Annotated in this window: 12 protein-coding genes; 6 read left to right on the top strand and 6 right to left on the bottom strand. The window is 63.6% G+C overall.

Annotation, left to right across the window (positions count from 1 at the left end):
- Window positions 1–113: 113 nt before the first annotated feature.
- The 3 genes from JQ575_RS30335 to JQ575_RS30325 all read left to right on the top strand — a co-directional run bounded on the left by JQ575_RS30335 (window position 114) and on the right by JQ575_RS30325 (window position 3241).
- Window positions 114–1079, top strand: a complete 966-nt coding sequence (locus JQ575_RS30335) for a tripartite tricarboxylate transporter substrate binding protein (RefSeq protein WP_409364839.1) — start codon at window positions 114–116, stop codon at window positions 1077–1079.
- Window positions 1080–1239: 160 nt separating this feature from the next.
- The gene (locus JQ575_RS30330; RefSeq protein ID WP_212036864.1) at window positions 1240–1725 is read left to right on the top strand and encodes a tripartite tricarboxylate transporter TctB family protein; all 486 of its coding nucleotides are present in this window, start codon (window positions 1240–1242) and stop codon (window positions 1723–1725) included.
- Window positions 1726–1732: 7 nt separating this feature from the next.
- The gene (locus JQ575_RS30325; RefSeq protein WP_212036863.1) at window positions 1733–3241 is read left to right on the top strand and encodes a tripartite tricarboxylate transporter permease; all 1509 of its coding nucleotides are present in this window, start codon (window positions 1733–1735) and stop codon (window positions 3239–3241) included.
- Between the two features lie 3 nt (window positions 3242–3244).
- Here JQ575_RS30325 and JQ575_RS30320 read toward each other — a convergent pair whose 3' ends face one another.
- Window positions 3245–4081: an IclR family transcriptional regulator gene (locus JQ575_RS30320; protein WP_212036862.1), complete on the bottom strand. Its 837-nt coding sequence runs from the start codon at window positions 4079–4081 to the stop codon at window positions 3245–3247.
- A 163-nt stretch (window positions 4082–4244) separates the two neighbouring features.
- Window positions 4245–5630: a M20 family metallopeptidase gene (locus JQ575_RS30315; protein WP_212036861.1), complete on the bottom strand. Its 1386-nt coding sequence runs from the start codon at window positions 5628–5630 to the stop codon at window positions 4245–4247.
- A gap of 182 nt (window positions 5631–5812) precedes the next feature.
- On the opposite strand from JQ575_RS30315, the gene JQ575_RS30310 reads away from it, so the two are divergent.
- A complete protein-coding gene (locus JQ575_RS30310) occupies window positions 5813–7201 on the top strand; it encodes an LLM class flavin-dependent oxidoreductase (protein ID WP_212036860.1) in 1389 nt (462 codons plus the stop codon).
- A 101-nt stretch (window positions 7202–7302) separates the two neighbouring features.
- Here JQ575_RS30310 and JQ575_RS30305 read toward each other — a convergent pair whose 3' ends face one another.
- The 3 genes from JQ575_RS30305 to JQ575_RS30295 form a co-directional block, all read right to left on the bottom strand.
- Complete coding sequence (locus JQ575_RS30305) at window positions 7303–8967, bottom strand: thiamine pyrophosphate-binding protein (RefSeq protein WP_212036859.1); 1665 nt, start codon at window positions 8965–8967, stop codon at window positions 7303–7305.
- 114 nt (window positions 8968–9081) lie between these two features.
- Window positions 9082–9597, bottom strand: coding sequence for a GFA family protein (locus JQ575_RS30300; protein ID WP_249166988.1), 516 nt, complete (start codon window positions 9595–9597; stop codon window positions 9082–9084).
- 102 nt (window positions 9598–9699) lie between these two features.
- Window positions 9700–10824 carry an alkene reductase gene (locus JQ575_RS30295; RefSeq protein WP_212036858.1) on the bottom strand — a complete coding sequence of 375 codons (1125 nt, stop codon included), beginning with the start codon at window positions 10822–10824 and terminating at the stop codon, window positions 9700–9702.
- Window positions 10825–10962: 138 nt separating this feature from the next.
- On the opposite strand from JQ575_RS30295, the gene JQ575_RS30290 reads away from it, so the two are divergent.
- Window positions 10963–11340 (top strand): winged helix-turn-helix domain-containing protein, encoded by a 378-nt coding sequence (locus JQ575_RS30290; protein WP_212036857.1) that lies wholly within the window; start codon window positions 10963–10965, stop codon window positions 11338–11340.
- A 109-nt stretch (window positions 11341–11449) separates the two neighbouring features.
- On the opposite strand, the gene JQ575_RS30285 is transcribed toward JQ575_RS30290, so the two are convergent.
- The gene (locus JQ575_RS30285; RefSeq protein WP_212036856.1) at window positions 11450–12937 is read right to left on the bottom strand and encodes an aldehyde dehydrogenase family protein; all 1488 of its coding nucleotides are present in this window, start codon (window positions 12935–12937) and stop codon (window positions 11450–11452) included.
- Between the two features lie 217 nt (window positions 12938–13154).
- On the opposite strand from JQ575_RS30285, the gene JQ575_RS30280 reads away from it, so the two are divergent.
- Window positions 13155–14006: an SDR family NAD(P)-dependent oxidoreductase gene (locus JQ575_RS30280; RefSeq protein ID WP_212036855.1), complete on the top strand. Its 852-nt coding sequence runs from the start codon at window positions 13155–13157 to the stop codon at window positions 14004–14006.
- Window positions 14007–14493 lie beyond the last annotated feature (487 nt).

Here is a 14493-nt window from a genome sequence, read left to right as displayed (position 1 = left end):
TACGTTAGCTTGCCAATACGCTTTTCTTCTCCTGCGTTTTCAGGGAAGATTGCGGGCATGAAAGAAAACAAGGAGGTCTCGTTGTTTAAAGGGGCCGCAAGGGAGAGTTTGAGATGTCGAGACCAAGCCGTTTGATGTCCGCTGTCGCCGCCGTCGGCATGCTGATTTCCGCCGCCGCCGGCGCGCAGGAATATCCTACCAAGCCGATCACCCTGATCGTGCCGTGGCCGGCGGGCGGATCGACCGACCTCACGATGCGCGCAATCGCCGAAAGCGCCTCCAAGATTCTCGGCCAGCCAATCGCGATCGACAACAAGGCGGGCGGCGGGGGCACCGTCGGTCCGGCCACCATGGCGGCCGCCGCCAAGCCCGATGGCTACACCATCGCACAGCTACCGATCACCGTGTTCCGTCTGCCGTTGATGCAGGAAGTATCCTGGGATCCGTCCAAGGATTTCTCCTACATCATCCACCTCACCGGCTATACCTTCGGTGTCACCACCAATGCCGAATCGCAGTTCAAGACCTGGAAGGACGTCGTCGACTTCGCCAAGCAGAATCCCGGCAAGGTGACCTATGCGACCCCGGGCGCCGGAACGTCGCTGCATATCGGCATGGAACAGATCGCAACCCTGGCCGGCATCAAGCTGACGCAGGTGCCGTTCAAGGGCGGCGCGGAGACCAACGCCGCGGTGCTCGGCCAGCACACCATGCTGCAGGCGGATTCGACCGGATGGCGACCGCTGGTCGACGCCGGCAAGTTGCGGCTGCTGATGGTCTGGACCTCGGCGCGCTCGCCGAACTTTCCCGACGTGCCGACGCTGAAGGAACTCGGCTATCCCATGGTCTATGACTCGCCGTTCGGAATCGCCGGACCGAAGGGCATGGACCCGAAGATCGTCGCCAAGCTGCACGACGCCTTCAAGAAAGCCATCGAGGACCCGGCCGTGATCGCGACGCTCGCGAAATACGATATGGTGCCGAATTACAAGAACACCGAGGACTACAAGAAGTTCGTCGTCGAGGTCACCGATTCCGAACGCAAGGTGATCGACTCGCTCGGGCTGGCGAAGAAGTAGCATCGGTCTCGCCGCAGGGATAATCGTCATCCTGAGGTGCTCGCCGCGCTTGCGGCGAGCCTCGAAGGATGGTTTCGGGCACCGTCGCCCTTCGAGGGCTTCGCTGCGCTACGCCACCTCAGGGTGACGATACCAACAGCGCGTATCTGAAAGCACGAGCATGAGCAATAACAGCAACGTCAAATTTCGCTTCAACAATTCCGAATTGTGGGGCGGGTTGATCGGACTCGGGCTCGGCCTTTTCGTCATCCGGTCCGGGCTCAAGCTGAAACTGGGCACCATCAACGATCCCGGCTCCGGCTACGTGCTGTTCTACACCGGCATCCTGATGTGTCTGTTCGCGGCATCGATCATCGTTGCGTCGCTCACCGAGGGCGGACCGACTTTCGGTTCGCGCTGGGAGAATGCGCGCTGGACCAAGCCGCTGATCGTCATCGCCTGCCTCACCGCATTCGCCTTCTCGCTTGATACGTTCGGCTTTCTGCTGTCGTCGATCCCGTTGATGGTGCTGCTGTTGCGGCTGATCGATCCGGTGCGCTGGTCGCTGGCGATCCCGATCGCCGTCATCGCCCCGCTCGGCATGTGGTGGGTCCTCAAACGCCTCCTGTTGATCCAGCTGCCTTCGGGCATCTTTGAAATCGGTTGACCGCGATATGGACACGCTCATCAACGTCGCGCACGGTTTCGGCATCGCTCTGTTGCCGGTCAACCTGGTCTATTGCTTCATCGGCGTCTTCATCGGCACGCTGGTCGGCGTGCTCCCCGGCATCGGGCCGATCTCGGCGATGTCGCTGTTGTTGCCGGTCACGCTGTCGGGAACGCCGGAATCCGGCATCATCATGATGGCCGGGATCTATTACGGCTCGATGTATGGCGGCTCGACCACGTCGATCCTGGTCAACATCCCCGGCGAAGCTGCTTCCGTCGTCACCTGCATCGACGGCCACCAGATGGCGAAACAAGGCCGCGCCGGGCCGGCGCTCGGCATCTCGGCGTTCGGCTCCTTCATCGCCGGTACCTTCGCGCTGGTCGCCTTGATGCTGGTGGCGCCGTCACTGGCCAGCGTCGCGATTGCGTTCGGGCCGGCTGACTATTTCAGCCTGATGGCGCTGGGCCTCGTGGTGCTGACCTTCCTCACGCAGGGATCGATGGCGAAGGCGCTGCTGATGGCCTGCATCGGCATCGTGCTTGGCCTGATCGGGCTGGACAGCATCACCGCCCAGCCGCGCCTGACTTTCGGCCGGATTGAATTGATTGACGGCATCGGCCTCGTTCCCGTGGTGATGGGCCTGTTCGGCGTCGCCGAGGTGCTGCTCAATACCGAGCAGATCATCAAGCGCGACATCATCAACGCCAAGATCACGCAGCTGTTTCCGAGCAAGGAAGACTGGAAGGCCAGTACCGGGCCGGTCGCACGCGGAACCATTCTCGGATTCTTCCTCGGCATCCTGCCGGGCGGCGGCGCTGTGATCTCGTCATTTGCGTCCTACGCGCTGGAGAAGCGGCTGTCGAAAACGCCGGAGCGTTTTGGCAATGGCGCGATCGAAGGCGTGGCGGGACCTGAAGCCGCCAACAATGCCGCGGCTGGCGGTGCCTTCATTCCGCTGATGACGCTGGGCATCCCGCCGAACGTGGTCATGGCGTTATTGTTGGGGGCGTTCGTGATCCACGGGCTGCAGCCCGGCCCGCTGCTGATCACCCAGAACCCGGGCCTGTTCTGGGGCATCGTCGCCAGCATGTATATCGGCAATGTGATGCTGCTGGTGCTCAACCTGCCGCTGATCGGGATGTGGGTTCAACTGCTGAAGCTGCCGTACAACATTCTGTTTCCGCTGATCGTCCTTTTCACGATCATCGGCGTCTATTGCTCCAGCAACAACGTGTTCGACGTCTACGTCATGATCGCGTTCGGCGTGATCGGCTATTTCATGCGCAAGCTCGGCTACGAGCCGGCGCCGCTGGTGCTGGCTTTCGTGCTCGGGCCGATGCTGGAGAACAACCTGCGCAAATCGCTGATCCTCTCCCAGGGCGACCTGATGACCTTCGTGACGCGGCCGATTTCGGCCACCTGCCTGGCGCTTGCGGTGGTGCTGCTGGTCGGACCGCTGCTGCCCTCGCTGCGCAAGAAGCGCGAGCTGGTCGCGCTGGATGAAGGGGTTTGATCCCTAGCTCGGCTTGATCACCTTCAGCGCGCCCGGCTTCGCCGGCTGCGCCATTGCCCGTGTCAGGATCAGCGCTTCCTTCTTCAGCATCTCCGCAAGCTCGGTTTCGCGCCGCCTGATCCGGTCGCTGGAGGCGCCGACGCTCAGCGCCGCAATCACCTGCCCGGCATCGTCGCGGATCGGCACGCCGACCCCGCCCATGCCGGGAAGGGCGGCGTCGATCTGCACGGTATGGCCATGCTTGCGGGCAGCTATGATCCGCTCGCGCAGATATTTCGATGTGATGCGCGGCGATTTCGCCAGCCGCGGCATGATGACCTCGATGATGGCGTCGATCTCGGCATCCGGCAGCCACACCATCAGCGCAAGGCTGCCGGCGCCGACGCCGAGCGGCCGGCGGCTGCCGATCTGCAGGTAATTGGGCTGCAACGGATGGCTGCCGACGGAGCGCGCCAGATACAGCGCCTCGACGCCGCTGCGCACCGACAACAGCGCGGTATCGGCGGACCGCTCCGAAAGCCGCAGCAGGCTCGGCTGCGCCAGCTCGGCGATGTCGACGGTGCGGCGCGCGCTGACCGCCATCACCCTCGCCTCCTGGCCGAGCTCGTAGGTTTTTGCGCCGGTCACGCGGGTGACGAAGCCCTCCTCGATCAGCGAGCCGAGGATGCGCAGCGCCGTCGCCTTGTTCAGCGAGGTGGCGTCGGCGATCTCGGTGAGCCGCAGCGGCGAGTTCTGCGCCAGCACACGCAGGATCGCGCAGACCTTCTGGATGGCGTTGAAATTGGCCGGCTGCCCGACGACGGACAGCGTTGGCTTCTTCTTAGGTGACGTCGCGTTCATGCCGCCCTTCCCCGCATCGCGCTTCCCTGATCCTAGAGAGCGCTGCGCGCGGGCGACAGAGCAATATTTCACCTGACGATACGCTGAGCTAAATTTTATACGTGAAAACTGCCATTTCGCGCCGCAGCATCGTTCTTATTCCGTCACACGAACCATTACGGCATCACGATTTACGCGGCATCTCGCCGAGATCCCAGAACAGGCCTGCCATGATGGCGAGCGCCTCCTCGGTGACCGGCAGCAGGATGTGTTCATCCGGCGCGTGCTGCGAGCAGCCGGGATAGGAATGCGGAATCCAGATCGTCGGCAGACCGAGCCCTTCGGCAAAGACGCCGTTGGGCAGCGAGCCGCCGATATTCGGCAGGATCGCCGGCGCCTTTCCGGTGGTCTGCCGGATCGAGTTCGCCGCCCAGTTGACCCAGGGGCTGTCCAGATCGGTACGCGACGCGCCAAACCTCTGCTGCCCGCTGACATCAACCATCGCAAAGCCATTGGCGTGCAGATAGGTCCTGACAGCGTCGACCACCTTTTCGTATTCGGTGCCGACCACGAAGCGAAGCTGCAGCACGGCGCGAGCCGCGCCTGGAATCGCGTTCGCCGGCTGCTCGATATTGCCCGATGACATCGCCAGCACTTCCAGCGTGTTCCAGGCATAGACGCGTTCGGCGGCTGATAAGCCATCCTCGCCCCAATTCTCGGAAACCTGCGGCTCATCCGCCATCGGCTCGACCTCGACATCGGCCAGTGCTGCGCGGATCTGGTTCGTGATGCGCGGCGGCTTCATGATGTCGAGCTTCATTCGCCCCCGGTGATCGACCAGCGCGGCGATGGCATTGGCCAGGATGGTCGCGGGGTTGGCGAGCAGGCCGCCCCAATTGCCGGAATGATTGCCGCCTTCGCGCAGGTTGACGTCGAGATGGATGCGAACGCCGCCGCGGCAACCGAGGAAGATGGTCGGACGATCCGCCGAAAGCCGCGGGCCGTCGGAAGCGAGCAACAGGTCGGCCTTGAGTTCCTGATGCAGCGACTGGCAGACTTCGGCCAGATCCGGCGAGCCGATCTCCTCGCTGGTCTCGATGATGAACTTGGCATTGAAGCCGAGCTTGCCGCCGCGGGCTTCGCGGACGGCGCGCAGCGCCGCCATGTTGATGCTGTGCTGCCCCTTGTTGTCGGCGGTGCCGCGGCCGTAAACGCGATCGCCCTTGGTCGTGGTTTGCCACGGATTGAGATTGTCGCGCCATTCACCGACCATGCCACCCACGACGTCGCCATGGCCGTAGGAGAGCACCGTCAACAATGACGGATCCTCCCGATAGTCCGCCAGCAGATACGGGCCCTTGCCGATCGGCGACTCGATCAGCCGGGTCGAGAACCCGAGCTCTTCAAAGGCAGGCTGCAGTCCTTCCACGAGATAGGCGCGCAGGGGATCGCCCGGCAGCGGCTCCTGGCTCTGCGTAGGGAAACCGACCCGGCGGTTGAGCTCGGCGAGAAACTCGCCGGAGTGAAACTGCTGACGGACATTTTCAATCGCGTCGGCTCTCGTCGTCATGCTCTCTCCTTTTGCGTTCGCGAACGTATCACTGGTTAGTGTAGCCAGACAATTCATCTACTGGAAGTAGCATGCGTCGGGCCGAATAAGGCCTTGCTAAGCCTCACGGAATGCAACAATTTCCGCCAACAGCCGGCACCCGACCGGACAGCGTATCCGGGAATACCCAAGGTTCCACCATCATGAAGAAACAGATCCGGCTCAACGCCTTTGCCATGAACTGCGTGGCGCATCAATCGCCCGGGCTGTGGACCCATCCGCGCGACCGCACCCTTGACTATAACCGCCTGCCCTATTGGCTGGATCTCGCCAGGACGCTGGAACGCGGGCGTTTCGACGGCCTGTTTCTCGCCGACGTGCTCGGCGTCTATGACGTGTTTGGCTCCAGCCCCGATGCGGCGCTGCGCAACGCCACGCAGACCCCCGCGAATGAACCCCTGATGCTGATCCCGGCGATGGCGGCGGTGACGAAACATCTCGGCTTCGGCGTTACCAGCAATCTGTCGTTCGAGCCGCCCTATCCGTTCGCGCGGCGGATGTCGACGCTCGATCACCTCACCGAAGGGCGGGTCGGCTGGAACGTGGTGACCGGTTATCTCGACAGCGCCGCGCGCGGCGCCGGCAAGGACAAGCAGACCGCGCATGACGACCGCTATGAGATCGCGGATGAATATATGGAGCTGGTCTACAAGCTCTGGGAAGGCAGCTGGGAGGACGCCGCGGTGTTGCGCGACCGTGCGCGCGGCATCTTCGCAGACCCTGCGAAGGTGCATCCGATCTCGCATGAGGGCAATCATTACCGGCTCAATGCCATTCATCTGAGCGAGCCATCGCCGCAGCGCACGCCGGTGCTGTACCAGGCCGGCACCTCGCCGCGCGGCCGCCAGTTCGCGGCCCGGCACGCCGAATGCGTATTCATGTCGGGGCCGTCGGCCAAGATCATCGGGCCGCGTGTCGCCGCGATCCGCGCTGAGGCCAAGGCGATCGGGCGCAACCCGGCCGAGATCCTGATGTTCTCGATGATGACAATCATCCTCGGCAGCACCGAGGCCGAGGCGAAGGCGAAATACGCCGACTATCGCAAGCACATCAATCCCGAGGGCGCGCTGGCGCTGATGTCGGGCTGGACCGGCGTCGATTTCTCCGGCTACGACCTCGACCAGCAGGTCCGCCACGTCCAGAACGACGCCGGCCGCACCGCGCTCGACAACGTCACCCGCGCCGATTCGGATCGCGTGTGGACGGTGCGCGAAGTCATCGAACATGTCGGCATCGGCGGCGCCGGGCCCGTCGTGGTCGGCACGCCCGAGAAGGTCGCCGACGATATCGAGGCCTGGTTCGAGCAGACCGACGTCGACGGCCTCAACGTCGCGTTCGCGACCTCGCCCGGCGATTTCGAGGATATCGCCGACATGCTGGTGCCCGAATTGACGCGGCGCGGACGATACAAGAGCGCGTATGCCGAGGGCACGCTGCGCGAGAAGCTGTTCGGCGAGGGCCGCGCACGGCTGACGGCGCAGCATCCGGCGAGCCGGTATCGGCCGGGTGTGCGGGTGACGGCGGCGGAGTAGAAGCGACGCTCTATCGCCGTCATTGCGAGCGTAGCGAAGCAATCCATACTTCCTTTGCCGCACGATGGATTGCTTCGCTTCGCTCGCAATGACGAACGACGTCAATTCACCGAATTACTCACCACCACCTCGATCAGCTTGGTGCCGGGGCGACCAATCGCCGACGCCAGCACGGACTTCAACTCACCGGGATCGGTGACCTTGATCGCTTCCAGCCCGAGTGATTTGGCGAGCCCGGTGAAATCCACCGGTGGATCGACGAAGTCCATGCCGACATAATGATCGTCGCCGTGGAAGGCGAGCAGGCGCTGCTTGATGATGCGGTAGCCGCCATTGTTGACGATCACGAAGGTCAGCGGCAGCTTGTGGTTGGCCGCGGTCCACAGCGACTGGATCGAATACATCGAGCTGCCGTCGCCGGAATAGCACACCACCGGCCGCTCGGGATTGGCGAGGCTGACGCCGACGGAAGCCGGCAATCCCCAGCCGATGCCGCCCGAGGCCAGCGCGTGATAGCCGTAGCGGTCGCGGTGCGGCCGCAGCGCCAGGATTTGCCGCGACGACGTCAGGCCTTCGTCGACCAGGATCGCATTGTCAGGCATCGCCTCGACCAGCTGCAGCGCCAGCCAGTCCGGATCGATCGGCGATTTGGTGATGGCCTTCGAGATCTGTTCGATCAGCGGTTTGCGCTTCGCAGTCCAGTTCTTTGAGGCCAGCGCGGCCACGCCCTGTTTCGCACGTGTCTCGAGCGCGCCTCCACCAGCCGCTTTCAGCGCCGGCACCAGCGCGCGCAGGGTTTCCTTCACGTCGGCCTTGAGCGCGATCTCGGCGCCGTAATTCTTGGCGAGATCCGAGTCGACCAGGCCGATCTGCACGATCCCGAGCCCATCGGGCAGCGGGTCGACTTCGCTGTAGACCGACATCCGCAGCGGATCGGCGCCGAGCACGATCATCAGATCGTAAGGCGACAGCACCTCGCGAACCTGCTTTTGCAGGCGCGACAGCGCGCCCATGAAGCACGGGCTTTCCGACAGGAAGTGCGCGCCGTAAGGCGTCGAACATTGATAAGCAGGCGCGCCGATCGCCTCCGCGAACTGCGCGGCTTCCTTCAGCGCGTCGCTCTTGACGATCTCATCGCCGGTGATGATGACCGGCCGCTCGGCTTTCAGGATGCGCGCGACCAACGCCCCGAGCGCTTCGTCCGATGGTTTGACGCGGGTGTCGACGCGGGTGGAGCGGCCGAGTTCGATGCCGGCTTCGGCGTTGAGGATGTCGCCCGGCAGCGAGATGAACACCGGCCCGGTCGGCGGCGTGGTCGCAATCTTGGCGGCGCGGCGCACGATCCGCGGCAGATCCTCCAGCCGCGTTACCTCGACGGCCCATTTCACCAAGGGCTCCGCCATCTGCACCAGCGGGCCATACAGCACCGGCTCCATCAGACCGTGGCCCTGCTCCTGCTGGCCCGCGGTCAGGATCATCGGCGTGCCGGTGAAGGCCGCGTTGAACAGCGAACCCATCGCATTGCCGAGCCCGGGCGCGACGTGGACGTTGCAGGCGACGAGCTTGCCCGAGGCGCGGCTGTAACCGTCGGCGATCGCGACCACCAGGCTCTCCTGCATCGCCATCACATAGGTAAGATCAGGATGATCCTTCAGGGCGTGCATGATCGGCAGTTCGGTGGTGCCGGGATTGCCGAACAGATGCGTGATGCCTTCATCCTTCAGCAGCGCGAGAAAGGCCGAGCGCCCGGTAATGCGATTTTTCATATTTCCTCCTGCCCGCGGCTCGTTGGCCTTTCGGGATCACGCCATCATGACGATCGGCAATGGTGAGATCAAATGGAGCGCGGTCATGGCTGCCCTGCGTCGGAGAGCGTGCGATCAGAACATCCCCTCGCGGTCAGTGCGTTTCTTCTTCTTCGAGCGCTGCCAGACCACGCCGGGATAACCCTTCAGCGGCACCAGCGGTTCGCCGGTGTAGGCCCATTCCTGCAATTCCTCGATCGCGATGTGGTAGAGCGGCTGGCGGCCGGTGCGGCCGGTGAACAGCGCGCGCGGAATGTTGACCATGTGCGGCGAACGCGGGCGCTCGTAGGCGATCGGCGTGCCGCAGCTGCTGCAGAAGCTGCGCGCGGTCTTGGTCGCCTTGTCTTCATAGCGCGTGATGGAGGTCTTGCCCTTGGTAATGCGGAAGCGCTTGCGCCAGCTTCCGACATAGGTCGCGTAGGCCGCGCCGTGCGCGCGCCGGCTCGACGGTGTATGATCATGCCAGGCCCAGCGCGCGGGCACATCGATCTCGAAGCAGACTTTGCCGCACAGGCATTGGCCGGCGGCGGGTTTGCCCACCGCCACCGGTTTGGTTTTCTTCTTTTCGATTTCTTCGAGCTCGGGAAACATGCTCGGTCCTCACGTTTCGTCATTGCGAGCAGAGCGAAGCAATCCATTCTTTCTTTGTGACTCCATGGATTGCTTCGCTTCGCTCGCAATGACGGTGGAGTATTATGCCTGCGCCAACTCGTCGTGCGCGGGGTAATCGGTGTAGCCGGCGACGTCGCCGCCATAGAACGTCGCGCGGTTATAGGGCGTCAGCGGGAAGCCGCGTTGCAGGCGGCGCGGCAGATCCGGATTGGAGATGAAGATCCGTCCGAACGCGATCGCATCGGCATGGCCGGCCGCGATCGCGGCATTCGCCGTCTCGCCGGTGAAGCCGCCGGCCGTGATCAGCACGCCTTTCCAGATGGGGCGGAACAGCACCATCGCCGACGGCACGTTCTGATGGTTGACCTCGGCGCGGCCGGCGCCGCTGGAGCGCGGTTCGATGAAATGCAGATAGGCGAGCCCGAGCGGATTGAGCGATTGCACGACATGGCTATAGAGCGGCATCGGGTCGGGCTCGCCGCTGCCGTTGGCGATGCCGTACGGCGACAGCCGCAGGCCGACGCGGCTCGCGCCCCAGACCTCGGCCACGGCCTCTGTCACTTCCATCAGAAAGCGCGTGCGGTTTTCGATGGAGCCGCCATATTGATCGGTGCGCAGATTGGTATGCGACTGCAGGAACTGCTCGATCAGATAGCCGTTGGCGCCGTGGATCTCGACGCCGTCGAAGCCGGCGGTAAGCGCATTCTTCGCCGCCTGCCGGTAGGCATCGACCACTTCAGGGATTTCGGATGTTTCGAGCGCGCGCGGCGTCTCGTAAGGCACCGCCTTGCCATCGGCCGTCCCGGTTTTCAGATCGGCGATCGCAACCGCCGAGGGCGCCACCGGCAGCACGCCGCCGGGCTGGAACGAGGAATGCGAAACGCGGCCGACATGCCAGAGCTGCAGGAAGATCACGCCGCCCTTGGCGTGAACGGCATCGACGACCTCTCGCCAACCCGCGATCTGCTGCTCGGTATAAATTCCGGGGACGCCGGGGCTGCCGAAACCCGTCGCCATCACGGGCGAGGCTTCGGCAATCAGCAATCCGCCCGGCGTCGCGCGCTGGGCGTAATATTCCGCGTTCAGCGGCCGCGGCGCGAGGCTGGGCTTTTCCGCCCGCATCCGCGTCAGCGGCGCCAAAGCGAGACGATGTTTGAGCTGGTAGGGACCGATCTGCAGCGGGGAAAACAATGATGGGTAATTCATGCCGGTGTGGAACTCCAACTTATCCGTATTCATACGAGTATGTAACCGGTTCCGCTTGCCCGTAAAAGACTGGAGCAGCTTTTGTTTTGAAAGCGAAGCGGTAGCCCGCTCGAACCGATGTAGTGAGCAAGTATTTTCATGCCGAAATCGAGTGCCAAATCGCTTCCTTCGCTCAGCGTTCGCATCGATCTGGATGCCAACGCCCGGATCGGGCCGGGCAAGATCCAGCTGCTGGAGAACATCCACACATGCGGCTCGATTTCGGCCGCCGGCCGCGCGATGGAGATGTCGTACAAGCGGGCATGGGATCTGGTCGACGAGATCAACCGCATCTGCCGGCAGGCCGCCGTCGAGCGTCAGACCGGCGGCAAGAACGGCGGCGGCGCGGTGCTGACGTCGTTCGGCATCTCGCTGGTTAAGCGCTACCGCAAGATCGAACGCAACGCCGCGAGCGCGGCGCGCAAGGAGTTGCAGGCGCTGCGCAGCGATATCGGCCGGAAGAAGCGGGCGGGGTGAGGCGCCCGATCTGTCATTGCCGGGCTCGACCCGGCAATCCATCTCCTTCGAGAAATCTTCTTGCGAAGCTGGATGGATGCCCGGGTCAAGCCCGGGCATGACGAGTGTCCTAACCCGTCTTGATCCAGACCGCCTTGACGTTGAGATACTCCTCGAGGTGCTGCTTGCCTGACTCGCGGCCGTAGCCGCTCATCTTGTAGCCGCCGAACGGCACCGCCGGGTCCATCGCCTGGTAGCAATTGACCCAGACCGAGCCGGCGCGCAGCGATTTTGCCACCTGGTGCGCCTTGCTGACATTGGTGGTCCAGACGCCGCTGCCCAATCCGAACGTGGTGGCGTTGGCGCGTGCGATCAGCTCATCAGTGTCCTTGAACGAGATCGCCGAGATCACCGGGCCGAAGATTTCCTCCTGCGCGATCCGCATATTGTCCTGCACGTTGGCGAACACCGTCGGCGCCACGAAATAGCCCTTTGACAGCGCGCCTTCGGTCAGCGGCGTACCACCGGTCAGCGCCTTGGCACCTTCCTGCTGACCGATCGAGAGATAGCCGGAGACGCGCTTCATCTGCTCCGCCGACACCAGCGGCCCGATCTGGGTGTTGGGATCGAGGCCGTTGCCGACCTGCAGCTTCTTGCCGAATTCGGCGACGCGGCCGACGAACTCGTCATAGATCTTGTGTTCGACGAACAGCCGCGTCCCCGCGCTGCAGATCTGGCCGGAATTGGCGAACACCGCCATCGCCGCCCCCGGCACCGCCGCATCGAGGTCGGCGTCGGCGAACACGATGTCCGGCGATTTGCCGCCGAGTTCCAGCGACACGCGCTTGAGGTTGCCGGCGGAGGCCCTGACGATGGCTTGCCCGGTCACATGCGAGCCGGTGAAGGCGACCTTGTCGACGCCGGAATGCGAGGACAGTGCCGCGCCCGCGGTCTCGCCGTAACCCGGCACCACATTGACGACGCCGGGCGGAATGCCGGCTTCCATGCAGAGTTCGGCCAGCCGCAGCGGTGCCTCCTCGGCCGGCTTCAGCACCACGGTGCAGCCGGTCGCGATCGCCGGGCCGATCTTCCAGACGCTGGCGGTGAGCGGGCTGTTCCAGGGGATGATGGCGCCGACGACGCCGACCGGCTCCTTCAACGTGTAGGAGAAGATCTCGCCGGGCAGCGAGTTTTCGATGGTCTCGCCATGCAGCGCGGTGGCCTGACCCGCATAATACCTGAGCATGCCGAGCACGCGCAGCCGCGTACCGCGGGTGCGGCTGATCGGCGCGCCCATGTCGAGCGTATCGAGCTGCGACAGCTCCTCGAAATTCTTCTCGACGAGATCGGCGAGCTTCAGCAGCAGGTTCTGCCGTTCGAACGGCTTGACCTTGCTCCACGGGCCCTCGAAAGCGCGGCGTGCGGCCGCCACCGCGCGGTTGATGTCCTCGGCATCGCCCTCGGCTACCGTAGCGAGCAACTCGCCGGTTGCCGGGTTATGGGTCTCGAACTTCTTGCCGGAGGCCGCATCGACCCATTGGCCGTCGATCAGCATCTTTTTGTAGGAACCATCCGCATAAGGGTGGCGCGTGATCGGAATTGCCTGTGATACAGCCATGTATTTACTCCCTTGGATCGATAGCCGTTATTGTGATGAAGATCGTTATATCTGAGTAACTATATCGTTGGGCTCCGAACCGTAAAGCGGAATAAGCCGCCGGAAGCGGGACGGGAAATGAAGACCTGCCATGCCGGTTCGTACGTGCCGATATTGTCCTGATGAAGATTTGGGCCGATAAGTAGTGTAACCCGATTTGTGTCCGGAGGAAGTCTGCATGCCCCACCCTGCCATGTCCGCCAATCATGTCGCCGTGATCACCGGGGGCGCGTCCGGCATCGGGCTTGCGGCCGGGATGCGGTTCGCCGGCCTCGGCATGAAGGTTTGTATCGCCGATATCGGCGCCGCGCGGCTGGCGGAGGCTGCCACAAAACTGTCGTCTGCCGCCAAGGGCGGCGACGCCGATGTGATGACCGCCGAGGTCGATGTCAGCCGGTTCGAGGACGTCGCCAGGCTCGAAGCTGCGGTACAGAAGCGGTTCGGCGGCACCGACATCCTGATGAACAATGCCGGCATCGGCCCCGACAGCAACAGCTTTGGGCCGCTGGAGAACTGGCAGCGCATTCTCAATGTCAACCTCTGGGGCATCATCCACGGCACCCAGGTTTTCGCGCCGCACATGATCGAACGCGGACGGCCCGGGCTGATCATCAACACCGGCTCCAAGCAAGGCATTACAACGCCACCCGGCAATCCCGCTTACAATGTCTCCAAAGCGGGGGTGAAAGCGCTGACCGAGGCGCTGCAGCATGAGCTGCGCAACACCGAAGGCTGCCGGATCAGCGCGCACCTGATGATCCCCGGTCACGTCTTCACCGCCCTCACCTCCCGCGGCCGCACCGAGAAACCTGACGGTGCCTGGACGCCCGAGCAGACCGTCGACTTCATGATTGAACGCATCGATGCCGGCGATTTCTATATCCTGTGCCCTGACAACGACGTGCCGCGGCAACTCGACGAGCGGCGCATGCTGTGGGCCGCCGGCGATATCGTCGAGAACCGCCCGGCGCTGTCGCGCTGGCATAAGGATTACGCGGAGGCGTTTGCGCGGTTTGTGAAGGGAGGATGATTTCACTCGACGTCGTCCCGGCGAACGCCGGGACCCATACTCCGCGGCGGATGTTGTTTAGGAAGGTATCGAACGTCGGCGCTCTAACGGATGGGCCGCGGCGTATGGGTCCCGGCTCAAGGCCGGGACGACGAAAATTATTCTCGCGACGCGTTGCGCCCGAGCTTTGCCAGAAATTCCTTGCCCTCCAAATGAGAGGGCGCAGGGAAGACCGGGTGCGCGCTGCACCCGCGGTCTCGTGTGCGGTTTGCACTAAGTAGGCTGCACACGAGCATACAGGGCAGCGGAGAACACCCGGCCTTCCCTGCGCAATGGCTTTACGGCTTATGCCGTGATCTCCCCGGAGACGAGTTCTTGGTTGACTCCGTCGCCGCCGTTCCCGCTTGCGCTTCTCCGACAGCTTGACGCCTGCAACGGGCGCCAGGACCACACGGTTTTGCCGTACGCTTAACCCACGCCGTCGTCAGACGTGAACCAGCGTCCACCG

The organism is Bradyrhizobium sp. JYMT SZCCT0428 (genome assembly GCF_018131075.1).
Lineage (GTDB): Bacteria > Pseudomonadota > Alphaproteobacteria > Rhizobiales > Xanthobacteraceae > Bradyrhizobium.
Note: the sequence above shows the minus strand (reverse complement) of the source record. Positions and strands in the feature narration are given on the sequence as shown.